This is a genomic window from Lolliginicoccus suaedae (assembly GCF_008312885.1).
In the GTDB taxonomy this organism is placed as follows: Bacteria; Actinomycetota; Actinomycetes; order Mycobacteriales; family Mycobacteriaceae; genus Lolliginicoccus; species Lolliginicoccus suaedae.
Window position 1 is genome coordinate 403,635 of the sequence record NZ_VSSO01000001.1, and the last position, 25,536, is coordinate 429,170.

Sequence of the window (25,536 nt, forward strand, 5' to 3'; positions counted from 1 at the left end):
GTTTCAGGGCGGCGGGCTGGCCGTGCTCGGGATGGCGATGGTCTCCACGCGATCGGGCCGGGCGATGAGCAGCTGCCCATCGGGCACCCACTGCCAACCGGGCGCATCGTCGGTGGGCTCGCTGGCAACGACCGTCTCGCCACCATCGCGCCACCACGCGAGGCTGTGCCCCCAGGCCGTGGCGAGGATGGTGGTGCCGTCGCTGAGCAGCAGGTTCATCCGGGAGCCGGGCGCGGCCTCGGCGACGCGCGCCACGAGCTCGAGCAGCAGCCCGGCGGGATCGGCACCGGCCCGCAGGTGGTGGCGCAGCCATGCCCACAGCACCGCCGAGTCCACCGACGCATCGAGGGTCATCAGGTCGGTGAGCGGGATCTCCCGGGCGAGCGGCACCAGGCTCGCGGGCCATCCGGTGGCATAACCGTTGTGGGAGAACGCCCAGCCATCGGTGGTGAACGGCGCGCAGGCGTGCTCGCTCAACGGCATTCCCGTGGTGGCGCCGCGCACCACCGCCATCACAGCGGTCGCGGTTACCGCGCCGAGCACAGCCGCGCCGGAGGGGTCCGCCCACGGCGGCACTGCCCGCCGGTATGAGCGCCACCCGTCACCATTGCTCCAGGCCACGCCGTAGCCGTCGACGTTGAGGGTGCCGGTGCCGCGCATGAACCGGGGCGCATGCGCCTGCCGCGCCAGCGAGTGCGCCCCGCGGGCGGGCACGTCCGCGACAACGATGGGTCCGCCGATGCGGGCGAGATGCCGGCACATCAGCTCGGCCCGGTGCTGCCGGTGTCCCAGGCGAGGCGCAGGCCCGCGAAGATCTGCCGACGGATTGGATAGTCCCAGTTTCGGAACGTGCCGCGGATGGCGACCTCGTCGGTGCCGAACGATCCGCCGCGCAGCACGCGGTGATCGCTGCCGAAGAACACTTCGGAGTACTCGGCGTAGGGGAAGAACCGGAAGCCGGGATAGGGCAGGAAATGCGAGGACGTCCACTCCCACACATCGCCGATGAGCTGCTGCACCCCGAGCGGCGACGCGCCGGCCGGGTAGGCGCCCACCGGCGCGGGACGGATGTGGCGCTGACCGAGGTTGGCGTGCTCGGCAGTGGGCTCGGCGTCGCCCCACGGGTAGCGGCGGGAGCGTCCAGTAGCGGGGTCGAAGCGGGCAGCCTTCTCCCACTCGTGCTCGGTGGGCAGCCGCGCCCCGGCCCAGCGGGCGAATGCCTCGGCCTCGTGGAAGCACACGTGCATCACCGGCTCGTCGGCGGGCACGGCCTCCTCGCGGCCGAAGCGCCGCCGCCACCACTGCTCGCCCTCGCGGCGCCAGAACAGTGGCGCGGAGAGCCCTGCCTCCTGCCGGTGCTGCCAGCCCTCCTCCGTCCACAGCTCGCGTCGCTCGTAGCCGCCGTCGGCGATGAACTCCATGTACTCGCCGCAGGTGACCGGAGCGCGGGCGATGGCGAACTCGTCGATCCACACGGTGTGGGCGGGGCGCTCGTTGTCCAGCGCCCACGGCTCGTGGTCAGTGCCGATCTCGCAGGGGCCCGCGGGCACCACTACCCGCCCGGTGGCGTCGATGCGGGTACGAGGCGGCGCCGGGTCGGCGAGCACGGGCTCTCCGCGGCGCAGCTGGTGGGTGGCGAGCATGGTCTCGTCGTGCTGCTGCTCGTGCTGGGCGATCATGCCGAACGCGAAGCCCCCCTCGATCAGGGGCGAACCTTCCAGGGGAGTCGCATCGAGCACATCGAGGGTCTTTTCCCGGACCACGCGCACGTAGTCGCGGGCCTCGCGCGGCCCGAGCAGCGGCAGCCGCGGGCGCGTGGCGCGGGGATGCTGGAAGGCGTCATAGAGCTCGTCGATGTCCGCGCGCAGTGGTTCCCGCCCGCCGACGTCGCGGACGAGCCACAGCTCCTCCTGGTTGCCGATGTGCGCGAGGTCCCACACCAGGGGGCTCATGAGGCGGGAATGCTGCGCGACGAGATCGGCCTCATCAACGGAATCGGTGAGCAGCGTGCTGCGGGCGCGGGCACGCTCGAGGGTCGTGGCGATGCGCTCGCGGACGGGGCTGGTCGACGGATCATGCCTGGGCTGCTCGGTGGTCACTGCGCTCCTGCTCGTGCTGTGGTGGTCTGTGGCCGGGCCAGTTGCTCGATGCGGGCCGCGATGGTGGTGTCCTCGCAGTGGCTGGCGGCCAGCATCAGCAGGTCGCTTGCCGCGCGGGCCAGGCCGGGGTCGCGGGTGCCGAGGCGGGCTGCCCGCGCCCACGAGCTGGCCGTCGGCTCGGCGATGCCGTGCGCGTGCTCGACGGCCGCAGGGCAGGACACCAGTGCCGCGACGACGGCGACGGGGATGTCCCACTGCTGATCGGGCTGCTGATCGAGGTAGCGGATCTCGAAGAATCCCTTGGGCCGCACGGGCGGGAACAGGGTGGTGAGGTGGTAGTCCACGTCTGTGACGGTGGCTGCGCGCCCGATGGGGGACCTGGTGCCCTGCTCGATCCAGGCGCCCAGCGCGAGGCCTGGGGGAGCGGCCCACTGCTCGCCCTTTGATCGCACGCACAGCAGTGGGACATCCAGTGCCCACTCCGCGTAGTCCTCGCCGAGGGTGCATCCGGCGGGCAGGCGCGTGCGGGAGGGATCGAGGGTGAACCAGGCACGCATCCGCTGCGACGCCCACCGGCCCGCCGCGCCACCAGCGACCCGGGGCGAGGCGGCGAATGCCGCGATCAGGGCCGGGCCGATCGCGTTGAGCATCTGCCACCGTGCCTCCGATTCGGCCGGAGTGCTGCCCGGTCCGACGCATGGCTGCACCGCGGCGGTGTTGTTCATCATGATCCGGCCCATCGGCCCGTTGCGGTCGAACACCGACTCCATGGCCCGGTAGCGGGGCGCGTCGAGGATCCGCTCGGGGGCGCGGCCGGTGTCGGCGGCCGCGCAGCCAAGCACGAGGCGGCGGTCGCTGAGCCGGGCGGCGAGCAGCCGGGCATCCTCGCGCAACGCGGCGAGCAGCTCACGGGTGGTGGCGGCGGGAGCGCTCGATAGCTCGATCTGCCCGCCCGGCTCGATGGTGACCACTGAGCCTCCGGGCAAAGGCGCGGATCGGCCCCCGATCGGTGGCGCCCAGGGGCCGAGCGCCGCCTCGATCTCTGGCAGTGCCGGCCTGCGCCGGGGATCGGCCGGATCGAGGATGAGCCATTCGATCTCGGCGCCGACCGTCGGTTCAGCGGAGGTGGCGGTGATGCGGGTGGTGATCAGCTCGCGCGCCGCGGCACGGGAAGGCACGATCCGCGCGGGTTCCGCGGGCAGCGTGGTCGCGGGTGGGGGTAGGCCCATGGTTTCGAAACTACCGGCGCGCAAGCGATCCGCGCCACAGTTTGCCACCAAGCAGACAGACCGGAGCGCGTGTGGCTGCCCCAGGACGCGAGCCGGGGCCAGCGCGGTGTGCGCTGGCCCCGGAGGAGGTGGGAGTGCTGGCTAGTTGCTCGGGCTAGCCGTGGCCCCGTACTTTGCGAGGTACTTCTCGCGCTTGCGGGGGTGGATGTTGGCCTTGGTGATGTCGCCGTTGTAATGCGCGAGCACGCGCTTGTCCATCACGCGCCGCCACAGGGGCGGGAAGTACGCAAGCACGATCATGCTGGCGTAGCCGCTGGGCAGGTTGGGCGCGCCGTCCCAGGAGCGCAGGATCTGGTACCGGCGGGTGGGGTAGGCGTGGTGGTCGCTGTGGCGCTGCAGGTGGTACAGGAACACGTTGGTGCAGATGTGGTCGCTGTTCCAGCTGTGCTGCGGGGAGCAGCGCTCGTAGCGCCCGCTCGCGGTCTTCTGCCGCACCAGGCCGTAGTGCTCCAGGTAGTTGACCACCTCGAGCAGCGAGAACCCCAGGATCGCCTGCAGGATCAGGTAGGGGATGACCCCAACGCCGAAGAGCGCGATGGCGGCACCGAAGAGGACCACCGACATCAGCCACGCGTTGAGCACATCGTTCTTGATGCTCCAGTGGCTCTTGCCCATCCGCTCGAAGCGGATCTTCTCGAGGTGCCAGGCGGACGTGAGGCTGCCAAACACCGTGCGCGGCCAGAAGGCCCAGAACGTCTCGCCGAGGCGAGAGGAAGCGGGGTCCTCGGGGGTGGCGACGCGGACGTGGTGGCCGCGGTTGTGCTCGACGTAGAAGTGGCCGTAGAAGGTCTGCGCGAGGGTGATCTTCGACAGCCAGCGCTCGAGGTTCTCCTTCTTGTGGCCGAGCTCGTGCGCGGTGTTGATGCCGATGCCCCCGACGAAGGAGACGCTTACCGCCAGGCCGATCTTGTCGACGAGGCCGAGACCGCCGTCGAAGCCGAGCCAGCCCAGGTCACTGGCGGTGATCAGGTACATCGCCATGAAGAACGTGATGTACTGCAGGGGGATGTAGGCGTAGAGGATGTACCGGTAGTACTTGTCATTGTCGAGCCGCTCCATCCATTCCTCCGGCGGGTTCTCGCCGTCGGGACCCAGGAAGATATCGATGAGCGGGATGAGGATGTAGACGAGGATGGGGCCTGCCCACCACAGCACATGCGTGACGGATGTGAGGCCGATCTGGTTGAGCCCCCAGACGAGGCCGAGCACGATGATCATCGCGCCGGGAACGAGCATGCCGAGGGTCCACCAGTAGCGCTTCTTGTCGCGCCACTCGCTCACCGGGCTCTCTGGAACTACTTCTGCTGACGACACCTTTGTCCTCTCCAGCGAAACGGACACACGCAGACAAAAACGTGTGATCTGTATACCTCGCTGACGATAGCGCGGCAAGGTGCAGAATGCATCACACATCGGGAGTTTTGTCCAAAAGAAGCAAGCAGCGCTGCTTGATCCAGTGCCGTGAGGCGGCGACACCTGCACGGTAGCCGCCCCGGCGTGGCAGGATCACCATAACGCCACAGTTTCCGAGCCCGGAGCGTCGCCATGGCAACGGCAAACGGGGTGCCCCGCAATATCGTCACCTTGCGCCACTACCAGCGGCGCTGGCTGCGCGCCGACATGCTCGCCGGAATCACCGTCGCCGCCTATCTCGTTCCGCAGGTCATGGCCTATGCGGCCGTCGCGGGCCTGCCTCCAGTGGTGGGGCTGTGGGCCATCGGCGCCGCGCTGGTGCTCTACGCGATCCTCGGCACCTCGCGCAAGCTCTCCGCTGGCCCCGAATCCACCACCGCACTGATGACGGCAGCCGCGATCGCCCCGCTCGCCGCCGGGGACCCCGCCCGCTACGCCAGCCTCGCCGCGCTGCTCGCGCTGCTCGTCGGAGTGGTCTGCATCCTCGGCTGGGTGGCCCGGCTCGGCTTCCTCGCCGATCTGCTCTCCCGGCCGGTGCTGGTGGGCTACATGGCTGGCATCGCCCTGATCATGATCATCAGCCAGCTCGGCACCCTCACTGGCACGGCGGTCGACGGCACTGCTGCCGTTGCGCGGGTGGTGTCGTTCGCCGGGCTGATCGACGATATCCACTGGCCGACCGTCGTCCTCGCCGCGACCACCACGACCTTCCTCCTCGTCGCGCATGCTCGCTGGCCACGGCTGCCCGTCCCGCTGGTCGCGGTCGTCCTCGCCGCAGCGATCACCGAGGCCTTCGATCTCGCCAGCATCGGCATCGGCGTGGTCGGATCGGTCCCTGCGGGGCTGCCCGCGCCCGCCCTGCCCGGCGTGAGCGCCAGTGACCTCGGGGCGTTGCTGCCGGCGGCCGCCGGGGTGGCCATCGTCAGCTACTCCACCAACGTGCTGACCGCGCGCTCCTTCGCCAGCGGCGACGGTCACCGCATCGATGCCAACAAGGAACTGCTCGCCCTCGGCACCGCCAACCTCGGAGCGGGAGCGCTGAGCTCCTTCCCCGTCAGCAGCAGCGCGAGCCGCACGGCGCTCGGCGATGCGATCGGCAGCCGCACCCAGGTGCACTCCCTCGCGGCGCTAGCTGTCGTGATCGTCGTCCTGTACGCCGGCGGCCCGCTCCTCGGCCTGTTCCCGACCGCTGCTCTCGGCGCGCTGGTCATCTTCGCTGCCACGAGGCTGATCGATCTCCGCGAGTTCCGCCGCATCGCCGCGTACCGGTCCAGCGAGCTCGTGCTTGCCCTGACCACCACGATCTCGGTGGTGCTCCTTGGCGTGCTCTATGGAGTGATCGTCGCTGTCGTGCTGTCCATCCTTGATCTGCTGCGCCGCGTGGCTCGCCCGCACGATGGGGTCCTCGGCCAGGTGCCAGGCATCGCGGGCATGCACAATGTCGAGGACTATCCCCGCTCCCGCCGGATGCCGGGACTCGTGGTCTACCGCTACGACGCGCCCCTGTTCTTCGCCAATGCCGCTGATTTCCACCGCCGCGCCATCGCTGCCGTGGACTCCGCGCCCACTCCGACCGAATGGCTCGTCGTCAACACCGAGGCGATGGTCGAGATCGACCTGACGGCCACCGACATGCTCGAGGAGCTGCGCGTCGAGCTCGAGCAGCGCGGCGTCACCCTCGCCCTCGCGCGCGTCAAGCGCGAGCTGCGCGCCGACCTCGACGCAGCGGGCCTGCTGGGAAGGATCGGCGAGGAACAGATCTTCCCGACCCTGCCCACCGCTGTGGACGGGTACCTGCGCGCCTACAAGACCAGGCACGGCCACCCGCCGCAGGAACGGCCGCAGGGACCAATGCCCCCGTGATCCGTGCCGGTCGGCCCCGTGCTCCATGACCGGCGGCCCTGTCGCTGCCACGCCCGCGCGAGAAGGATCAGGAGCAACGAGCAAGGAAGCGGTGATGGCGATGATGTACGGGTGGGACGGCGGCTGGCTCTGGATGATGCTCATGCCCGTGGTGTGGATCTCGTTGCTCGCCCTGCTCGTGTGGGCGGTGATCGTGCTGACCCGCAGCGGCGCGGGCGATCCGGGAGCGCCGACGGCGGAGCAACTGCTCGACCGGCGCTTCGTCAGCGGCGAGATCGACCCGGACGAGTATGCGGCGATGCGCCAGCAGCTTCGCGAGCAGCGCCGCGCGAAGGGCTGACGAGCACCGCCCCGGCAGCGATCAGCCATGCAGGGCCAGTGACGAGCACGGCATACCCAGCGGATGCGAGCGGCTCGACCGCCAGCACGCCGATCGCCACGGCTCCGCACGCCGCCGAGACGGCGCCCAGCGCCCGCAGCCACCCGGGTGCCCATGTGCCCGACCAGGCCAGCAGCGCGGGCGCGAGGCCGAGCAGCAGTGCCGTGGTGGTCCAGTCGGCGCGCGAGGCCATCCAGCCCAGCACGGCCGCGAGCTCGACTGCCTCCTCGTCGGCGGCGGCCACCACGATGGTCATGGCGAGCAAGTACGTGGGCAGGGCCAGCGCGGCCGCGATCACGGCTATGGCAGCACCCATGATCGTCGCTGGAGCCCGGTCCGCCGCGGCCAGCGCGACCGAGCCGAGCGCGACGAGCAGCGCGGTGGCGATCCACATCGCATAGTTGATGACGAGAGCGGCGCTGCCCGATGCGGCATCGAGGTAGGTGGCCATCGTGCCGTCGCGCACGGCCTCCTCGAGATCGATGCCCGTGCGCGCATAGAGCACCATGCCGCTGATCACCACCGCAGCGGCGAGCAGGTAGATCGTCCCGGCGGTGCGGTGCGCGCGCGTCATCTCATCCATGGCTGCCATTGTGCCCCGCGACGACGGTGCCCTCCCGGTCGGCGTGGACCGGGAGGGCACCGTGTGCACGGCTACGGAAGGGTCAGGATTCCCCGTCGCTGGATCCTCCTGCGCTAGATCCTCCTGGGCTGGAGCTCCCGGCCCCGTACTTGGCGAGGATCTTCTCCCGCTTGGGCGGATAGATGTTGGCCTTGGTGATGTCGCCGTTGTAGTGGGCGAGCACGCGCTTGTCCATGACCTTGCGCCAGATGGGCGGGAAGTAGGCGATCACGATCATGCTGGCGTAGCCGCCCGGCAGGCTCGGCGCGCCGTCCCAGGAGCGCAGGATCTGGTAGCGGCGGGTGGGGTAGGCGTGGTGGTCGCTGTGGCGCTGCAGGTGGTACAGGAACACGTTGGTGCAGATGTGGTCGCTGTTCCACGAGTGCGAGGGCGCGCACCGCTCGTACCGCCCGCTCGCGGTCTTCTGCCGCACCAGGCCGTAGTGCTCCAGGTAGTTGACTACCTCGAGCAGGGAGAAGCCCCACACGGCCTGGAGGATGATCCACGGCAGCACCGCCCAGCCGAAGATCGCCACCATCGCGCCCCAGAGCACCACCGACATCAGCCAGGCATTGAGCACGTCGTTCTTGATCGACCAGGGGCTCTTGCCCATGCGCTCGAAGCGCTGCTGCTCGAGGTGCCAGGCGGACTTGAGGCTGCCAAACACTGTGCGGGGGAGGAACATCCAGAAGCTCTCGCCGAATCGCGAGCTCGCGGGATCCTCGGGGGTGGCGACGCGGACGTGGTGGCCGCGGTTGTGCTCGACGTAGAAGTGGCCGTAGAAGGTCTGCGCGAGGGTGATCTTCGACAGCCAGCGCTCGAGCTGCACCTTCTTGTGGCCGAGCTCGTGCGCGGTGTTGATGCCGATGCCACCGATCATGGCCATCGTGGCCATCACGCCGACCTTGTCGATGAACGACAGCGGACCGTCGTAGCCGATCCAGCTCGGATTGCTCGCCGTGACGAAATAGCAGGCGAACACGAATCCGGTGTACTGGATGGGGGTGTAGGCGTAAAGGATGTACCGGTAGTACTTGTCGTTCTCCAGCTTCTCCATCCAGTCATCCGGCGGGTTCGAGCCGTCCGGTCCGAGGGCCATGTCGATCAGCGGGATGATCAGGTAGACGAGGATCGGTCCGATCCACCAGGAGACCGATGCCGCAGTAGTCCAGCCGAGGCTGTTGTACAGCGCCACGAAACCCATTCCCACCAGGAACAAGGCAGGGACCGCCATCCCGAGCATCCACCAGTAGCGCTTTTTATCGTGCCACTGCGAGACGGGAGTCTCGTGCAGCGAATCCGATGAAGTCATTGGCCCTCCTTGGCTCACCACAAAGGCACCACAACCCTGTGTTGCCGCTACTTCCGACACTACGCCCAAATCGCCGATTTAGTGATCTGAATCACAGTGAAACGATCTTCCCGCGGTGGCCGGAACGGACGAGCGAAGCGACGCGAAACGTCACGGTGGAGGAGGTCCGCCAGGGTCAGGCGAGGCGCTCGGTCAGCGACACCAGATGATCGAGCAACGTCGACAGCTCGCCCTCGCGGCGATCCTGCAGGGCCAGGCCTGAATCGTCGAAATCGGTGAACAGGCCCAGCGCTACCTGCGTCCTGACGTCATGCATGTGGAAGTTCGCGATGATCTGCCGCCAATGCTCCACCGCGCGCACGCCGCCGTCCGCGCCGTAGGAGACGAACGCGACGGTCTTGCCCGTCCACTCAGGGCCGATGCTGTCGAACGCGTTCTTGAACCCGCCCGGGACACCGTGGTTGTACTCGGGGGTGACGAACACGAAGCCATCGCACTCATCGATCGCCGCGCCCCAGGCGGTGACAGCGTCGGAATCGTATTGCCGGTTCGCCGCGCCCGGAACCGTCGCGGAGGTCAGCAGGGGAACGTCGAACGCCTTCAGATCGATCACCGTGAAATCAGCATCATCGCGCGCTTTCGCTGCTCCGCTGACCCAGGAACCGACTAGAGCTCCCTTGCGGTCGTCACGAATCGAACCGATGATGATGCCGATCTTCATTGCGCTCCTCGGGAATGCAGGGAACCGTGGGCTCCGCTCCGGTCGTGGACGCCCACCACCGTAGTCGTCGTCGCGCGATGACGCTCCCCGGAAGACAGCAATGGCAGGAAACGACTTCCGTTCCCTGCCACCTTCAACATATAGCGCACTGGGGGGCTTGCGGCAAGGCCCCGGTGGGGGCGCACAATCACCGTTCATGGCGTGGGCACGCGGCGGCGCGGCCCCGATGACCAGGGGGATTCCATGATTGATGTGATCATCGCGGGGGCAGGACCGACGGGCCTGATGCTGGCGCGCGAGCTGCGGCTGCACGGCATCGAGGTGCTGATCGTCGAGCGCGATGCCGAGCCACCGCCCTACGTGCGCGCGCTCGGGCTGCACGCGCGTTCCCTCGAGATCCTCGATCAGCGCGGCATGCTCGGACCGTTCCTCGCCCACGGCGAGAAGCATCCGCTCGGCGGCTTCTTCGCCGGCATCGCCAAGCCCGCCCCCGCCAACCTCGATACCGCGCACGGCTATGTGCTCGGCATCCCGCAGACCATCACCGACCGGCTGCTCGCCGAGAGCGCCATCGACCGTGGCGCGCAAGTGTGGCGCGGCCACGCCCTCGCCAGCCTGGAGCAGGACGAGCAAGGGGTGGCCGTGGTCCTCGCCGACGGTCGCGAGCTGCGCGCCCGCTACCTCGTCGGCTGCGATGGCGGCCGCTCCACGGTTCGCAAGCTCCTCGGGGTCGGCTTCCCCGGCGAGCCCTCGCGCGTGGAGACCCTGCTCGGCGAGATGGAGCTCGGCGAAACCGTCGAGACCGTCATGGCCGTGACCGCACGGGTGCGCGAGACCGAGAAGCGGTTCGGGGCCATGCCCCTCGGCGACGGGGCCTACCGGGTGATCGTGCCCGCCGCCGGGGTAGCAGGGGACCGCTCGGTGCCTCCGACTCTCGCCGAGTTCACTGAGCAGCTCCGAGCGACAGCGGGAACCGACCTCGGCGCCCGCTCGCCACGATGGCTGTCCCGCTTCGGCGACGCCACTCGCCAGGCCGAGCACTACCAGGTGGGGCGGGTGCTGCTCGCCGGCGACGCCGCGCACATCCACCCACCCGTGGGCGGGCAGGGGCTCAACCTGGGCATCCAGGATGCGTTCAACCTCGGCTGGAAGCTCGCCGCCGAGATCAACGGCTGGGCGCCCGCGGGCCTGCTGGAGACCTATCACGCCGAGCGGCACCCCGTCGCCGCCGACGTGCTCGACAACACCCGCGCGCAGATGCAGCTGCTCTCCACCGATCCAGGACCGCAAGCCGTGCGCCGCCTGCTCGCCGAACTGATGGACATCGACGAGGTCAACCGTCACCTCACCGAGAAGCTCATCGCCATCGGGATCCGCTACGAACTCGGCGGGGGCCACGAGCTCGTGGGCAAGCGCCTGCGCGACATCGCCCTCGGGAGCGGCCGCCTCTACGAGTGCCTGCACCACGGTCGCGGCATGCTGCTCGACCAGGCCGGAACGCTCTCGGTGTCGGGATGGACAGGCCGGGTGGATCGCTTCGTCGAGACCAGCATGGAGGTGGACGCGCCCGGCGTGCTGCTGCGCCCCGACGGTCACATCGCCTGGGCGGGCGAGGACCAGCACGATCTCGAGCAGGCGCTGCGCAAATGGTTCGGGGATGCCGAGGTGTGAGCGATGGCCGCAACGCTCCGGTAACCGAGCGGCGCGCAATGTTCACGAGCGTAGTAACCGTCGTTACTGCACGATTGATCAATAACCGCTACGTTACGTCTCATGCACAGCTTCTCGCGCCCGCAGGGCACCGTTCTCGACATCCTGCAGCATCGCCGTGCCACCGCCACCACCGCCGCCGATCGCGCGGACGAACACAAGGTCGCACTGGTCATCGAGGGAGGGGGCGCTCGCGGCGCCTACTCGGGCGGCATGGTCGCTGCGCTCGAGCGGCTTGGCTACAGCAACGCCTTCGACGCGGTGTTCGGCACCTCCGCCGGGGCGCTCAATGCTGCCTGGTTCCTCGCCGGGACCGCCAACGAGCACCTGTGGACCTGGTGGGAGCCCCGGGTGGTGCATCGTGTCCTCGAGCCGCGCCGCCTGTTCACCGGCGGCCGCGCCTTCGACGTCGAGCATCTTGTCGAGACGATCTACACCACCATCGCCCCGATGGACTTCGGCGCGATCGGCGCGCATCCCACCACGCTGCACCCCGTGGCGACCGAGCTGGCCACGGGCGCTGCCGCGGACCTGCACCCGCACACGCGCACGCCTGCCGGGATCAGGGCCGCCCTGCGCGCGAGCTGCGCCCTGCCGCTCGTGGCCGGGCCACCGGTACACCTCGGTGGCAACCGCTACCTCGACGGCGGCCTCGCCGAATCCGTGCCGCTCGATACCGCGCTTGCGTGGGGCGCCTCGCACGTGCTCGTGCTGCGCACCCGCAGCGCCGCCCACGCCGTTGCCGGCAATAGCGGCTTCTCCGCGATCATGGAGCTGCTGGCCGTGCACGGATACCTCGCGCGGCAGTCCCGCGCCGCGGTCCACGCGTGGACCGGTCGCGCCGAGCGCGCGCAGCAGCTCGAGGATCTCCTTGCGGTTCCAAGCCCGGGCCTCGCGGTCATCCGTCCACCGGATACCGCTCCCAGGGTCGGTACCGGCGAGCGCGACGAGGACCTGCTGCGCATGGCCGTCACGATCGGCGGTGAGCAGGTCGAAGACGTTCTTGGAGAGGGTGCTCGGGCGCTGGAGGACGTGCGGGGCTAGCCGCTTCGACCCACCGAGCGCGGCAGCACGCTGATGACCACGACCAGCGCGAGCATGACGCATGCGCCGACGTGCGCCACCAGCCCTGCCCAGCCGCCGTGGTCGAACATGATGCCCGCGCCGCCGCCGAGGACCGCGGAACCGGTGTAGTAGGCCGCGAGGTACAGCGAGGACGCCTCCGCCCGGTCGCGCCGGGCCAGCACCCCCACCCAGCTCGAAGCCACCGCGTGGGCAGCAAAGAAACCGGTGGTGAGCACTGCTATCCCGGCGAGGAGCGTGGGCAGCGTCGCTGGCAGCGCGAGCGCGGTGCCAAGCAGCATCAGCGCGATCGCGGCGATCAGCACCCCGCGCCGCCCGAACCGGTCAGCGAGCCGCCCCGCGCGCGGCGAGGACACGGTGCCCGAGAGGTAGAACAGGAACACCAGGCCCGCCAGCGCCGGGGCGAGCCCGAACGGTTCCCCGAGCAGCCGGTAGCCGAGGAAGTTGTACATCGACACGAACGCGCCCATCAGCAGGAAGCTGACCGCGAACAGGGCGAGCATCCGGGAATCCCGGAGGTGCCCCGCGGCCTGGCGGGCGGTGGCGCGCAGGGAGACGGGGCGCGCGACGAACATGCGCGAGGGTGGCAGCATCCGCATCATCACGATGGCGCTGCCCGCGGCGACGAGCGCGGTCGCCTCGAGCGCCCAGCGCCAGGACGTGACGTCGAGCAGCCCGGAGGCGAGGATCCGCCCGAGCAGCGCGCCGACGGTGGTGCCAGCGATGTAGCGGCCCATCGCCTGGCCCAGCGAAGCACCCTCGATCTCCTCGGCGAGATAGGCCATCGCTACCGCGGGCACCCCGGCGAGCGCGAGGCCCTGCAGGGCGCGCAGCACCAGGACGGTGGCAAGGGTGGGGGAGAGCGGCACGAGCAGACCGATGACCGCGGCGGCGATCGCGGAGATCGTCATTACCCGGGTGCGGCCGAACCGGGAGGACAAGGCGCTCGCCGGGATGATGGCCAGCGCGAGAGTCCCGGTCGTCACTGACATCGCGAGCGCCGAGGTGGCGGGGGCGACGCCGAAGGCGCGGGAAAGCTCGGGCAGGACGGCCTGCGTGGAGTACATCGACCCGAAGGTGGTGACCCCGGCGATGAACAGTGCCACGGTGATCGCCCGGTACCCGCGCGAGTCCACGCCATGCGGCGCGAGCGGTCGCGCGCTCGCAGCGGCTGTTGTTGGCGGTGGCATGCCTGTGATCGTCGGCCACCAGCGTGATGAAGGAAAATGCATGAATCCGTTACAGTGCATGCAGTCAAGGCATACAACCAGTTGGGGGCGCTCATGCCAGCGAGCACCAGTGACGCGCTTCACGAGTTCATCGCCATCGCCGAGCACGGCCAGGTCTCCGCCGCCGCCGATGAGCTCCGCGTCTCCCAGCCCACCCTCTCGCGCAGGCTCCGCCGCCTCGAGGCCAGCCTTGGTGCGGCGCTGTTCGACCGGCGCGGCCACCGCCTCGAGCTCACCGCCGCCGGACGCATCCTCCTCGACCACGCGCGCCGCGCCTCCGCCGAGCTCGACACCGCCCGTCGCCGCATCGCCGACCTCGCCAACCCCGCGCTAGGCACCGTCCGGCTCGGGTTCCTCCATTCCTTCGGATCCTGGCTCGTCCCGCGGCTGATCCGGGAGTTCCGCGCCACCGAGCCCCGCGTGGCCTTCACCCTCGCCCAGGACGCCGCCTCCACGATCACCGACCGCGTCCTCGACGGCACGCTCGACCTCGGAATCGTCTCGCCCCGGCCCCACGCCACCGGCGTCGCTTGGACCCAGCTGATCGAGCAGCAGCTCGCCCTCGCCGTCCCCGACGAGCACCCCCTCGCCGCCCGCCAGGCCGTGGATCTCGCCGAGGTGGCCGCGGAGCCGTTCATCACCATGCACCAGGGCTACGGCATGCGACGCATCCTCGAGGAGCATTGCGCCACCGCCGGGTTCCGGCCCCGCATCACCTTCGAGACCTCCGAGCTGCTCACCATCGCCGGAATGGTCGCCGCCGGGCTCGGGGTCGCCCTCATGCCCATCGAGCAGCACCCGCTGCTTCCCGAGGGGCTCGTGCAAGTACCGCTCGCCGGGGCCCGCGCGACCCGCGACGTCGGACTCGTCCGCAGCGCGGCAGCGCCCCTGCCGCCCGCCGCCCGGGCTTTCCATGAGTTCGTCATCGCCCGGCCCGGCCAAACCGAGAAGCTCAGCTCGCCTCGCGGGTGGTGACGTGGATCTCCGAGTGGAGGGTCCGGTGCACAGGGCAGCGGTCCGCGATCTCCATCAGCCGGGCACGCTGCTCGTCGTCAAGGTCGCCGGTGATGCGGATATCGCGCTCGATGTGATCGATGTAGCCCTTCGTGGTCTCGCACGCCGCGCAATCCTTGGCATGCACGCGCGAATGCCGCAGCGACACATGCACTCCGTCGAGCGGCCAGTTCTTCCGGTTGGCATACATCCGGATGGTCATCGAGGTGCACGAGCCCAGTGAGGCGAGCAGCAGATCATACGGCGACGGCCCGGTGTCATCGCCGATCGGCTCGGGCTCATCGGCACGCAGGCGATGCTTGCCCGCCGCGATGTGCTGGGCGTAGATGCCCTCGTTCGCCTCGGTGACGGTGACGGTGCCATCGGGGGCAGCGAGATCGGGCTCGGCGGGAGCCGGGGCCTGCTCGGTGCGGGTGTAGCGCGAGGACCAGGCCGCGATGATCGACGCCACATAGGCGGCATCGCGCCGATCGGTGAGCAGATGGTTCGCCCCGTCGATGGTGACGAACGACTTCGGGTGCCGGGCGGTGTCATAGAGCTGCCGGGCATTGTCGATCGCGACGATCTCATCGATCGGCGAGTGCAGGATCAGCAGGGCCGCGTCGAGGCCGCGGATGCGATCGCGCTGCGGCTGCGACTCAATGTCCTGGAGGAACTCGCGGCGAATGGTGAACTTGCGCCCGGCAAGGGTGACCGTGGCGTGCCCGCACTCCTCGATCTCCTCCCGCGACTCATCGAACAGGTGCGCCACGTGCGCCGGATCAGCGGGCGCGCCGAGGGTGACCACCGCCCGCACCTCGGGGATGCGGTGTGCCGCCCCGAGCACGGCAGCACCTCCGAGGGAATGGCCGATCAGGATCGACGGGGCCTCGTAGTGCTCGCGCAGGAAGTTCGAGGCCGCATCGATATCAGCGATGTTGGAACTGAAGCTCGTGTCGGAGAAATCGCCCTCCGACGAGCCGAGCCCGGCGAAGTCGAAGCGCAGCACCGCGATGCCCGACTCGGTCAGCGCGCGCGCGATGCGAGAGGCAGCGACGGTGTCCTTGCTGAAGGTGAACGCATGCGCGAACACCGCGAACGCCTGGGCAGGCCCGTCCGGCACATCGACATGGCCGGCGAGCATCACGCCATCGGGACCGGGGAACTGCACGGCCCCACCGGTGATGACGCGTCCCTCACGTGATTGTCCTTGCATGCGTGTGCTCCTTCGCTGCTTGCCGGGGTCTCCTGCGGCACAACATGGCCACGCTACCGCGCGGTTCCGGGTCCTCGCCCGGCCGAGGGGGTGCGCCACCCGGGTGGCCGGGCCCGGATCTAGGTCCGAGCGGCGCGAGTGGAAACTTTTCCCGGCTGGGGCGGGAAAAGTTTCCACTCGCGCACGGCATTGGTGGGGCCCCGGAACCAACTGGTCCAACCAGTTGACATGTCGGCTGGGGCTGGGTCATTCTTGGATCCATGGACATCGCCCCCGTCGCCCGTGCCGCTGTCTCCGACACGGTGTTCGCCGCGCTCGTCGACGAGATCCTCTCCGGCCGCGCCGCCCCCGGCGACGCGCTGCCCTCCGAGCGCGAGCTCGCCGCCGCCTTCGAGGTCAATCGCCACGCCATCCGCGAGGCCCTCAAGCGCGTGCAGCAGGTTGGCCTCGTGCGCATCGCCCAGGGCGGCAAGACTCGCATCGAGGACTGGCGCCACACCGCCGGGCTCGAGGTGCTCCACGCGCTCGCCACCAGTGGCGCGGTTCCCGCCGAGCGGGTGCTGCGCGACATCCTCGCCCTGCGCGCCACCGTCGCCGCCGATGCGGCACTGCTGTGCGCCACCACCGCCACCGACGCCGAGCTCGCGCGCGTGCTCGCCACCGCCGACGGCTATCCGGCCGGGCCCGCCACCGTCGCCGAGCTCACCGCCGCCGACCTCGCCTTCTGGACCGCCGTGATCGACGGCACCCACAACATCGCGTTCCGGCTTGGCCTCAACACCCTCGTGGCCGGGATCTTCGCCATCGGCGTGGAGCGCATCCCCGCTCTCGTCGCGGAGTACGCCGACCGCGACAACCACCTCGCCCTCGCCCGCCTGATCGCCGACCGCGACGGGGACGGGGCCAAGGCGCTCACCGAGCGACTGCTCGCACCGATCCTGGAGCCGTGAGATGTTCGACCTGATCCTGCATGCCGTCCCCGTCTTCGTGCTGATGCTCGCCATCGAGGCGATCTCGTTCCGCTGGCGCCCCGACGAGGACCAGCTTGGCTACGACCTGCGCGATGCCCGAACCAGCATCACCATGGGCCTGGGCAACGTCGTGATCAACATCGGCTGGAAGCTCGCCGTCGTCGCGATCTACGCCGCTGCTTACCTGCTCACCCCGCTGCAGGTCGATCCAGCGAACCCGCTCACCTGGGTGGTGCTGTTCTTCCTCGACGACTTCCTCTACTACTGGTACCACCGCACCCACCACACCATCCGGGTGTTCTGGGCCAGCCACGTGGTGCACCACTCCAGCGAGTACTACAACCTCTCCACCGCCCTGCGCCAGCCCTGGACGCCGTTCTCGTCCATGCCGTACTGGCTGCCGCTGGCGCTGCTCGGCTTCCCGCCGTGGATGATCCTGCTCGCGCAGTCCTGGAACCTGCTCTACCAGTTCTTCATCCACACCGAGCGAGTCGGCAAGCTGTGGGCACCGATCGAGTACCTGTTCAACACCCCGTCGCACCACCGAGTGCACCACGGCACCAACCCGCAGTACCTCGACAAGAACTACGGCGGCATCCTCATCGTGTGGGACCGGATCTTCGGCACCTTCGAGCCGGAGGGCGAGCGGGTGCGCTACGGGCTGACCAAGAACATCAACACCCACAACCCGCTGCGCGTGGCCACCCACGAGTTCGTCGCGATCTGGCGGGACATCCGCGGCGCCCGGAGCTGGCGGGACCGGGCAGGCTACATGCTGCGCGGCCCCGGCTGGGCGCCCGCTGCCACCGAGGATGCCGAACCAGCGCGGGGCTGACGCGGGCGACGCGCGGCGCGGCGCTGGACGAGAACGATCACTAGCCCGAAGGTCAGCACCGCGGGCGGTGCGGTCAGCGCGGCGCCGTAGAACGCCTCGAACGTCGTGAACGGGATCGCGTACACCAGCCAGAGGGCGAGGAACATGGCCGGGGCGAGCGAGATCGCCCGCCGATGGATGCGCCAGTCGGCCAGCGCCCGCTGATCCGTGCCACGGCCTGCGCTGCTCTCGGCGAGCACGAATCCGCCGAGGAACAGCATGAAGCTCGCCACAAGGGTCACGGTCAGGATCGTGATGTCGCCGATCCAGCGCTCGTGCAGCGCCGCGATCAGACCTGTGCCAAGGACGGTCGATGCCCAAGCGAGCGCATCGATCCGGCCGAGCGGCGCTACTGATGCCTTTCCCGGGGAGCTGAAATGCCGGGATGCGAGGATCGCGCCGGTCACCGCGGCGAAACCGAGCACGATCGCGCCCATCATGTTGGTGAGCTCCTGCGAGTATCCAGGATCCATCGCCCCGTAGATCATGTACTGCACGCGTAGCAGGGGAGCGGTGAGCAGCAGCGCGAAGGCGTAGGCCATCAGGCTCTGGTGGATCCAGAGCTGGCGCGCGCGGATCGCCATCACCGCGGAGATGGTGGCGGCGAGCGTGCCGATCGCGAGGAACCACAGCTGCAGGTGGAAGGCAGGCCCGTCGAAGGCTCCCGCGGGGCCGACGCGCACGAGGTAGATCATCGACGTGATCATGCTGATCACCACGAGTCCAGCGAAGATGCGCCCGGTAACGCGGTGCAGGGCGAGGTGGCGGGCACGCAGGCGGCTGCTGAACTGCGCGATGGCCAGCAGGATCGCCAGGCCCCCGGTCGTGGTGTGCAGCAGCAGCGCGAGGCGGTTGTCGGCATACACGGCGGCCTGCTCGTGCTCCACCGAGCCGGGTCCAGTGGCGCGTCCCTCGCCGACCACCTGCGCGAACGTGCTGATCCATAGCTGCGGGCTGCGCATGCCGAAGAAGGTCCACATGTACTCGATCGCCATGGGGGCATAGACGACGCAGACGATCGCGAGGGCGAGCCACGTTGCCCTGCCCGTGAGGGTCTTGCTCATAGTCGCTCCTAAACGATTGTTATAACAGTGGTTATAGCAGGTGCGATGCAAGGATGGAAAGCATGGCAGGAACACGGGATGCCCATCACATGCGCGACAAGCTGCTCGATAGCGCCGCGCGGCTGCTCGCGGAGGAAGGCCCCTCCGCGCTGACGACCAGGCGCGTCTCCGCCGAGGCGGGAACCTCGACCATGGCGGTCTACACCCACTTCGGCTCGATCGCTTCGCTCGTCGACGCCGTGGTCGAGGAGGCATTCAGCCGGCTTGCCCGCCAGATGGCGCGCGCCGGGCGCACCGAGGACCCCGTTGCCGACATCGCGCGGCTATCCCGCGCCTACCTGGCCAACGCGCGGGCCAACGGAAGCCTCTACGCCATCATGTTCGGCTCCGCCTCCCTCGGCCCCTACCGGCGCCATTCCCCCGAGCAACTGCGCATCGGCAGGGCCGAGACCTTCGGGCTGGTCATCGAGGCGGTCCACCGTGCCCTCGATGCTGGCAGGTTCGACGCGGGCAGCCCCGTGCGGATCGCCACGCAATGGTGGTCAGCCATCCATGGCTACACGATGCTCGAGCTCGGCGGCTACATCGAGCAGCCCAGCGGGGTGGCGAAGGTCCTCGCGCCGCTGCTGGAGAGCTACTTCGTCGGACTTGGCGATGATCCCGCCGCCGCGCACCGGTCGCTCGCCGCGCTCGATGAGCCACCTGCCGAGCGGGAGCGTGCCGAAGCCTGACGGTTTGGTCATATGACTGGCACGTCAGATTGAAGCATGGAAGTGGCCCGTGCCCGCTCCACCGCTGCGCGCGCATCCTCGGCCACCAGGTCCGCATTGATCCCGGCCGCGACGGCCACCCCGTCCCCGGCAGAGGCGGTGACCATCGACTTGAAGTCGCGAACGTTGCCCGCCGCCCACACGCCCTCGACCGCCGTGCGGCCCATCGCATCGGTCTCGATGAAGCTGCCCATCGGATGCTCGGATGCCGCACCGCCGAGCTGCTCATAGACGCCGGTCCGCGCCAGAAAGCGGGGCGCCACCGCGAGGTAGTCCACATCGTGGCTGCTGCCACCAGCTAGGAGCACGCGCAGCGGCCTGCCCCCGCGGACTTCCAGCACGGGCCCGGGCACAACAGGAATGCCGAGCGCGTCGAGCTGCTCGCGCTCCGCGGCGTCGAACTCCTCCCGCCCGTGCACGAAAACCGTGACCGAGTCGCTGAGCTGCCGGAACAGCAGTGCTTGGTGCAGGGCCATCGGCCCGGTGGCGAGCACGCCGATCGCTTGGCCGCGCGCCTCCCAGCCGTGGCAGTACGGGCAGTGCAGCAGCCGGGATCCCCAGTGCGCGCGCAGGCCCGGCACCTCCGGCAGCTCGTCGATGATGCCCGTGGCGATCAGCACTCGCCGAGCGCTGGCCTCGGTGCCATCGTCGAGGCCGAGCACGAAGCCCCTCGCTCCTGCTGGCCGTGCCCGCTCGACCGTTGCGTCCACGATGACCGCGCCGTAGCCGCGTGCCTCGGACCGCCCCTGCCGCAGCAGGTCGCGGGGCGCGATGCCCTCCTGGCCGAGGACATTGTGCGCGCCCCCTGCCAAGGCGTTGCGGGGCTCGCCGCCGTCGATCACGATCACTGATCGCAGGGAACGGCCCAGGGCGACCGCGGCGGCGAGGCCTGCCGGGCCGCCACCGATGATCGCGACATCGTAGGTGCTCATGGGATCTCCTTCGCTGCTGGATGTTCTCCAAGTCTGCGACTCAGGGTGGGTGGCGGCAAGGAGTGTTGCTGCTATGGCAAACTCGGGGGATGGACGAAACCCTCGAGAACACCCTCACTGCCGTGGCGGGCCGCCTGCGTGCCGCGCGCACCCAGCGCGACCTCACACTCGCCGATGTCGCCGCGCAGACCGGAATCTCGACGAGCACCCTCTCGCGCCTCGAGTCCGGCCAGCGCCGCCCCACCCTCGAGCTGCTGCTACCGCTCTCGAGGACCTACAACGTGCCCCTTGATGACCTCGTGGGCGCTCCCGCTACCGGGGATCCGCGCGTGCACATTCGTCCCCTGCGCCGTGGTGATCGCACGATCCTGCCGCTGAGCCACGGCGCGTCCGGCTTGCATGCCTTCAAGCACGTCCTGCCTGGCGCCCCCGCGCACCCCGGCGCTGCGGCAGCCCCGCGCCTGCGCGTGCACCCCGGCCACGAATGGTTCTACGTGCTGCGCGGGCAGCTGCGCCTGCTGCTCGGCGATCAGGAATACATCCTCGGGCCGGGCGAGGCCGCCGAGTTCGACACCCGCACGCCGCACTGGTTCGGCAGCGCCACCGCCGACGGTGTGGAGTTCCTTGGCATCTTCGGCCCATCCGGGCAGCGCATGCACATCACGCCGCTCGAGGATTAGCTGGCTCTCGGTCGTGCGCCCTTCTCGGTGTCGGGGCGCGCGGGGGCGGGCTGGCGCGTGGCCGACGTCACGCCATGCCTGGAAATAGTTGCATACGCAACTAAGTTGAGGGTGGGAGTAGGGCGGAACGGCCGCCCGAGCACCACACGGATAGGAAAACCCTCATGGACGTCGTACTTCTCGCAGGCCGCATCCTCTTCAGCGCGCTGTTCCTGTTCTCCGCCATCGGCCACTTGACCCAGGCCGACGCCATGGCAGGCTACGCGAGGTCCAAGGGCGTGCCCTTCGCCAAGCCCGCCACCATCGCCAGCGGGATCGTCCTCGTTGTCGGCGGCCTGAGCGTCCTGCTCGGCGTCTACGGGGAGATCGGCGCGGCGCTGCTGTTCCTGTTCCTCGTTCCCACCGCGATCATCATGCACAACTTCTGGGCCGAGACGGACCCGGCCGCGAAGATGAACACACAGATCTCCTTCAACAAGGACATCGCCCTCGCTGGTGCCGCGCTCGTCCTCATCTGGGTGTTCGCCCAGGACCCCGGCCTGACGATCACCAGCTCGCTGCTCTGACCGTTGCTGCGAATGGCCCGCGCTCCCGCACTGGGGGCGCGGGCCATCGTGTCGCTTTTCGTCGTGGGATCGCCCGGTTGTGCGAGCCTTTGCACCCACTTGGGCACTCTGGAGGGTGCAAAACGGCACACAACCGGGGCGGGTCGCGGGTCAATGTCAGGGCAGGGGAGTAGAACCGATCCCGTGGAGATGAAGCCCCGTGAGGTCCTAGCCCGTCGCATGCACAGCCTGCTGCTCGCCCCCTCGTCCCCGGAGGCGCGAACCGTTGCCGAGGTGGTCGAGTGGTTCGGTGCCATGCAGGCCCAGGATCTCGGCAGCGGACTGTGGTCACTGGGCGCGCGACTGCCCGGCCACACCGCTGAGGATGTGCAGCAAGCCCTCGAGGACAAGCAAGCGCTGCGGACATGGCCGATGCGCGGCACTGTTCACTTCGTGCCCTCGCGCGATGCCCGCTGGATGCTGGAGCTGACCGGCCGGAAGGTGCTGGGAGGGGCGGAGCGCCGCCACGAGCACCATGACCTCGACCGGCAAGCGATGGTCCGGGCAGTCGATGTGCTGGGTGCCGCGCTGACCGGAGGCGGGCGCATGACCCGGGCGCAATGCCTCCAGGCGCTCGAGGAAGCCGGAATCGGCACGCAGGGGCAGCGCAGCTACCACTTCCTCTGGTACGCCAGCCAGGTCGGCGTCACCTGCATCGCCCCCAGCATCGGCAACGAGCAGACCTTCGTCCTTCTCGACGAATGGGTCCCCGATCCAGCCCGCCCAGGGCGCGGCGAGGCGCTCGCCACCCTCGCGATCCGCTACTTCCGCAGCCACGGGCCGACCACCCGCAAGGACTTCATGGGCTGGACCGGGCTCAATACGGCCGAGGCGAAGGAGGCGATCGCGGAGGCCGGTGATGAGCTCGCCACGATCACGTGCGAGGGCACCGAGATGTACTGCCCGCCCGCGCTGCTCGATGCGCCCGCCGCACCGCCGAGGACGGTCCGCGCGCTTCCCGGCTTCGATGAGTACCTGCTCGGGTTCAAGGATCGCGCTCTGATGGTCGATGCGGCGCACGCGCAGGCCATCGTTCCCGGCAACAATGGGGTGTTCCGGCCCACGATCGTGCGCTCGGGCCGGGTGATCGCCACGTGGCGGAAGAAGTCCCTCACCCGCGCCGGGCAGCGGATCGAGGTGGACCCGCTCGTGCCCGTGAGCGAATCGGCCCGCGCGGCGATCACCGGCGCGCTCGCGCCATACGGCAGGTTTCTCGGCACCCCGGTGGAGCTGCGCTGGCCCAAGGCCTAGGTGTTCGAGGCTCCGCGCCGGGCAGGCGGGAATAGATGTGCTTCCCCGGCGTTAGAATAGATGCAAACGCATTGATCTAGGGAGGCATCACGATGCAGTTCGGAATCTTCTCCGTCAGCGACATCACCCGCGACCCCACCACCGGCGAGACCCCGACCGAGGCCGAGCGCATCAAGGCATCCGTCGCCATCGCCCAGAAGGCCGAGGAAGTCGGGCTCGACGTCTTCGCCATCGGCGAGCACCACAACCCACCGTTCTTCTCGTCCTCGCCGACGACGCTGCTCGCCCACATCGCCGCGCTCACCGAGCGGCTCATCGTCACCACCTCCACCACGCTCATCACCACCAACGACCCGGTGAAGATCGCCGAGGACTACGCGATGCTCCAGCACCTCTCCGGAGGACGCATGGACCTGATGCTCGGCCGCGGCAACACCGGCCCCGTCTACCCCTGGTTCGGCCAGGACATCCGCCAGGGCCTGCCGCTCGCGCTGGAGAACTACAACCTCCTGCACCGGCTGTGGCGCGAGGACGTCGTCGACTGGGAAGGCCAGTTCCGCACCGCCCTGCAAGGATTCACCTCCACCCCGCGCCCCCTCGACGACGTGCCCCCGTTCGTATGGCACGGCTCCATCCGCACCCCCGAGATCGCCGAGCAGGCCGCCTACTACGGCAACGGCTTCTTCGCCAACCACATCTTCTGGCCCACCTCCCACTCCAAGCGCCTCATCGACTTCTACCGGCAGCGCTTCGAGCACTACGGCCACGGCACCGCCAAGCAAGCCATCGTCGGACTCGGCGGGCAGGCTTACATCGCCAAGCGCTCCCAGGACGCCTGGAACGAGTTCCGCCCCTACTTCAACGCCGCTCCCGTCTACGGCAACGGGCCCTCGCTCGAGGAGTTCGAGGACATGACGCCCCTGTCGGTCGGCAGCCCCCAGGAGATCATCGACAAGACCCTGACCTTCCACGACGCCATCGGCGACTACCAGCGGCAACTCTGGCTGATCGACCACGCCGGGCTTCCACTCGGAGCGGTCCTCGACCAGCTCGAGCTGCTCGGCGGCGAAGTAGTGCCCGTCCTGCGCAAGGAGCTCGCTGACCGCAAGGATCCCGAGTCCGCCGAGGCTCCTACCCACCAGTCACTCATCAAGGCCAAGTACGGAGACGGGCCCGTTCGCCAGCCACGGCCCAACGCCAACCGCGGCGACAACCTCACCGGCACCTCGCCGTACCAGGACACCAGCACCGCCAAGGCCGGGCAGTAAGGCCAAGCCAGTGACCCGCACCAGCAGCCAGCAGGCCAACGCCGCGTGGGAGGCACTGCTCACCGCCCACGCGGCGCTGATGAAGCGCTTCGCCGCCAACGACATCTGGCACGGCACGACCATGCGTGAGTACGACGTGCTCTACGCGCTCTCCAAGTGCGAAGAGCCACTGCGGCTCGCCGAGCTCAACGACTATGTCCTGCTCAGCCAGCCCGCCCTCTCGCGCATGGTCGACCGGCTCGTCGAGCGCGGCCTCGTCCACCGAGACCGCGACCCCCGCGACAAGAGGGGAGTGCGCCTCGCCCTCACCGAGGACGGCAAAGCCACCCAGCGCCGCATCGGTGGACGCCACGCCGTCGACGTCGCCCGCGCCATGAAGGCCACCCTCACCGACGACGAGATGCGCGAGCTCGAGCGCCTCTGCCGCAAGCTCGCCCACCAGCACCAGGAGGACACCCCATGACCGCCACCAAGCCCTACCGCCTCGTCGTCGTCAGCGGCGGCACCAGCGACCCATCCTCGACCCGCCTGCTCGCCGACCGCATCGCCGCCCGCGCCGCCACCCTCGCCGAGCAGCACGGACACGAGACCACCGTCACCATCATCGACCTGCGCGAGCTCGCCACCGAGATCACCACCGCGCTCGTCTCGCAGCTCACCGGCCCCCGCATGACCAAGGCCATCGAAGTCCTCGCCGCCGCCGACGGCATCATCGCCGCCGCCCCGGTCTACAAGGCAGCACCAAGCGGACTATTCACCTCGTTCTTCCACGTCCTCGACAACGACCTGCTCATCGCCAAGCCCGTCATCCTCGCCGCCACAGCCGGGACAGCCCGCCACGCGCTCGTCGTTGATGAGCAGATGCGGTCACTGTTCGCGTTCCTGCGCACCATGACCGTGCCCACCGCGCTGTTCGCCTCCGCCGAGGACTGGTCCGACACCGACCTCAACAAGCGCATCGACCGCGCCGCCCGCGAGCTCGTCATCCTCATGGAAAGCGGATTCGCCGAAAAAGTCCGCGACAACTCCTGGGGCCACTACCAGCACGAGTTTGGCAGCGCCGGGGGAGCGGAGACCGGAATCGACCTCGATACGGATCTTATGCGGCTCGCCACTGGCGGGAGCTTGCCCAAGCGGTGAACCGGCTTCGAGGATGCTGCGAGTGGAAGCTTTTCCCGGTTCGAGCGGGAAA

At 69.2% G+C, this 25,536-nt stretch carries 25 protein-coding genes; 14 read left to right on the plus strand and 11 right to left on the minus strand.

Going from position 1 to position 25,536, the window contains the following annotated elements; all coding sequences use genetic code 11:
• Positions 1-3: 3 nt before the first annotated feature.
• The 4 genes from FXO18_RS01760 to FXO18_RS01775 all read right to left on the minus strand — a co-directional run bounded on the left by FXO18_RS01760 (position 4) and on the right by FXO18_RS01775 (position 4,624).
• Positions 4-762, minus strand: a complete 759-nt coding sequence (locus tag FXO18_RS01760; protein ID WP_149359347.1) for a class II glutamine amidotransferase — start codon at positions 760-762, stop codon at positions 4-6.
• Positions 762-2,099: an ergothioneine biosynthesis protein EgtB gene (gene egtB / locus FXO18_RS01765; protein ID WP_149359348.1), complete on the minus strand. Its 1,338-nt coding sequence runs from the start codon at positions 2,097-2,099 to the stop codon at positions 762-764. The genes FXO18_RS01760 and egtB overlap by 1 nt, the downstream gene beginning before the upstream one ends.
• Complete coding sequence (locus FXO18_RS01770; protein ID WP_149359349.1) at positions 2,096-3,328, minus strand: glutamate-cysteine ligase family protein; 1,233 nt, start codon at positions 3,326-3,328, stop codon at positions 2,096-2,098. Before FXO18_RS01770 ends, egtB begins: the two co-directional genes overlap by 4 nt.
• 141 nt (positions 3,329-3,469) lie before the next feature.
• Positions 3,470-4,624, minus strand: coding sequence for an alkane 1-monooxygenase (locus FXO18_RS01775; protein ID WP_407936431.1), 1,155 nt, complete (start codon positions 4,622-4,624; stop codon positions 3,470-3,472).
• A gap of 309 nt (positions 4,625-4,933) precedes the next feature.
• On the opposite strand from FXO18_RS01775, the gene FXO18_RS01780 reads away from it, so the two are divergent.
• Both FXO18_RS01780 and FXO18_RS01785 read left to right on the plus strand, forming a co-directional pair.
• Positions 4,934-6,664 (plus strand): SulP family inorganic anion transporter, encoded by a 1,731-nt coding sequence (locus tag FXO18_RS01780; protein ID WP_149359351.1) that lies wholly within the window; start codon positions 4,934-4,936, stop codon positions 6,662-6,664.
• Positions 6,665-6,758: 94 nt separating this feature from the next.
• Positions 6,759-7,004, plus strand: a complete 246-nt coding sequence (locus FXO18_RS01785; RefSeq protein ID WP_223114425.1) for an SHOCT domain-containing protein — start codon at positions 6,759-6,761, stop codon at positions 7,002-7,004.
• Here the strand turns inward: FXO18_RS01785 and FXO18_RS01790 are convergent.
• From FXO18_RS01790 to FXO18_RS01800, 3 genes are all read right to left on the minus strand, one after another.
• Positions 6,928-7,626, minus strand: coding sequence for a hypothetical protein (locus FXO18_RS01790; RefSeq protein WP_149359352.1), 699 nt, complete (start codon positions 7,624-7,626; stop codon positions 6,928-6,930). The genes FXO18_RS01785 and FXO18_RS01790 overlap by 77 nt on opposite strands.
• 82 nt (positions 7,627-7,708) lie before the next feature.
• Positions 7,709-8,977 carry an alkane 1-monooxygenase gene (locus FXO18_RS01795; protein WP_149359353.1) on the minus strand — a complete coding sequence of 423 codons (1,269 nt, stop codon included), beginning with the start codon at positions 8,975-8,977 and terminating at the stop codon, positions 7,709-7,711.
• Between the two features lie 175 nt (positions 8,978-9,152).
• On the minus strand, positions 9,153-9,698 hold the full coding sequence (locus tag FXO18_RS01800) for an NADPH-dependent FMN reductase (protein WP_149359354.1): 546 nt from the start codon (positions 9,696-9,698) through the stop codon (positions 9,153-9,155).
• Positions 9,699-9,941: 243 nt separating this feature from the next.
• Between FXO18_RS01800 and rox the strand changes: the two genes are divergently transcribed.
• Together rox and FXO18_RS01810 are read left to right on the plus strand one after the other, a co-directional pair.
• Positions 9,942-11,369, plus strand: coding sequence for a rifampin monooxygenase (gene rox, locus FXO18_RS01805; protein WP_149359355.1), 1,428 nt, complete (start codon positions 9,942-9,944; stop codon positions 11,367-11,369).
• Positions 11,370-11,471: 102 nt separating this feature from the next.
• Positions 11,472-12,452, plus strand: a complete 981-nt coding sequence (locus tag FXO18_RS01810; RefSeq protein ID WP_149359356.1) for a patatin-like phospholipase family protein — start codon at positions 11,472-11,474, stop codon at positions 12,450-12,452.
• Here the strand turns inward: FXO18_RS01810 and FXO18_RS01815 are convergent.
• Positions 12,449-13,681 carry an MFS transporter gene (locus tag FXO18_RS01815; protein ID WP_149359357.1) on the minus strand — a complete coding sequence of 411 codons (1,233 nt, stop codon included), beginning with the start codon at positions 13,679-13,681 and terminating at the stop codon, positions 12,449-12,451. The genes FXO18_RS01810 and FXO18_RS01815 overlap by 4 nt on opposite strands.
• Positions 13,682-13,717: 36 nt before the next feature.
• Here FXO18_RS01815 and FXO18_RS01820 point away from each other — a divergent pair, with 36 nt between their 5' ends.
• Positions 13,718-14,695 carry a LysR family transcriptional regulator gene (locus FXO18_RS01820; RefSeq protein ID WP_235900385.1) on the plus strand — a complete coding sequence of 326 codons (978 nt, stop codon included), beginning with the start codon at positions 13,718-13,720 and terminating at the stop codon, positions 14,693-14,695.
• On the opposite strand, the gene FXO18_RS01825 is transcribed toward FXO18_RS01820, so the two are convergent.
• Positions 14,673-15,929 (minus strand): bifunctional alpha/beta hydrolase/OsmC family protein, encoded by a 1,257-nt coding sequence (locus FXO18_RS01825; protein ID WP_235900386.1) that lies wholly within the window; start codon positions 15,927-15,929, stop codon positions 14,673-14,675. The genes FXO18_RS01820 and FXO18_RS01825 overlap by 23 nt on opposite strands.
• 260 nt (positions 15,930-16,189) lie before the next feature.
• Here FXO18_RS01825 and FXO18_RS01830 point away from each other — a divergent pair, with 260 nt between their 5' ends.
• Together FXO18_RS01830 and FXO18_RS01835 are read left to right on the plus strand one after the other, a co-directional pair.
• Positions 16,190-16,879, plus strand: a complete 690-nt coding sequence (locus FXO18_RS01830; protein WP_149359358.1) for a FadR/GntR family transcriptional regulator — start codon at positions 16,190-16,192, stop codon at positions 16,877-16,879.
• Position 16,880: 1 nt separating this feature from the next.
• Positions 16,881-17,735: a sterol desaturase family protein gene (locus FXO18_RS01835; RefSeq protein WP_149359359.1), complete on the plus strand. Its 855-nt coding sequence runs from the start codon at positions 16,881-16,883 to the stop codon at positions 17,733-17,735.
• Here FXO18_RS01835 and FXO18_RS01840 read toward each other — a convergent pair.
• The gene (locus tag FXO18_RS01840) at positions 17,669-18,838 is read right to left on the minus strand and encodes a DUF2306 domain-containing protein (protein ID WP_149359360.1); all 1,170 of its coding nucleotides are present in this window, start codon (positions 18,836-18,838) and stop codon (positions 17,669-17,671) included. The genes FXO18_RS01835 and FXO18_RS01840 overlap by 67 nt on opposite strands.
• 62 nt (positions 18,839-18,900) lie before the next feature.
• On the opposite strand from FXO18_RS01840, the gene FXO18_RS01845 reads away from it, so the two are divergent.
• Positions 18,901-19,569, plus strand: a complete 669-nt coding sequence (locus FXO18_RS01845) for a TetR/AcrR family transcriptional regulator (RefSeq protein ID WP_187774133.1) — start codon at positions 18,901-18,903, stop codon at positions 19,567-19,569.
• Positions 19,570-19,577: 8 nt separating this feature from the next.
• Here the strand turns inward: FXO18_RS01845 and FXO18_RS01850 are convergent, their stop codons facing one another.
• Positions 19,578-20,540 (minus strand): NAD(P)/FAD-dependent oxidoreductase, encoded by a 963-nt coding sequence (locus tag FXO18_RS01850; protein ID WP_149359362.1) that lies wholly within the window; start codon positions 20,538-20,540, stop codon positions 19,578-19,580.
• 89 nt (positions 20,541-20,629) lie between these two features.
• On the opposite strand from FXO18_RS01850, the gene FXO18_RS01855 reads away from it, so the two are divergent.
• The 6 genes from FXO18_RS01855 (at position 20,630) to FXO18_RS01880 (ending at position 25,484) form a co-directional block, all read left to right on the plus strand.
• Positions 20,630-21,220, plus strand: coding sequence for a helix-turn-helix transcriptional regulator (locus tag FXO18_RS01855; protein WP_149359363.1), 591 nt, complete (start codon positions 20,630-20,632; stop codon positions 21,218-21,220).
• Between the two features lie 164 nt (positions 21,221-21,384).
• Positions 21,385-21,786, plus strand: a complete 402-nt coding sequence (locus FXO18_RS01860; protein WP_149359364.1) for a DoxX family protein — start codon at positions 21,385-21,387, stop codon at positions 21,784-21,786.
• A 189-nt stretch (positions 21,787-21,975) separates the two neighbouring features.
• Positions 21,976-23,076 (plus strand): winged helix DNA-binding domain-containing protein, encoded by a 1,101-nt coding sequence (locus tag FXO18_RS01865; protein ID WP_235900468.1) that lies wholly within the window; start codon positions 21,976-21,978, stop codon positions 23,074-23,076.
• 92 nt (positions 23,077-23,168) lie between these two features.
• Positions 23,169-24,344 carry an LLM class flavin-dependent oxidoreductase gene (locus FXO18_RS01870; protein WP_149359366.1) on the plus strand — a complete coding sequence of 392 codons (1,176 nt, stop codon included), beginning with the start codon at positions 23,169-23,171 and terminating at the stop codon, positions 24,342-24,344.
• Positions 24,345-24,354: 10 nt separating this feature from the next.
• Positions 24,355-24,807, plus strand: a complete 453-nt coding sequence (locus FXO18_RS01875; protein ID WP_235900387.1) for a MarR family winged helix-turn-helix transcriptional regulator — start codon at positions 24,355-24,357, stop codon at positions 24,805-24,807.
• Positions 24,804-25,484 (plus strand): CE1759 family FMN reductase, encoded by a 681-nt coding sequence (locus tag FXO18_RS01880; RefSeq protein WP_149359367.1) that lies wholly within the window; start codon positions 24,804-24,806, stop codon positions 25,482-25,484. Before FXO18_RS01875 ends, FXO18_RS01880 begins: the two co-directional genes overlap by 4 nt.
• The last annotated feature ends 52 nt before the right edge of the window (positions 25,485-25,536 follow it).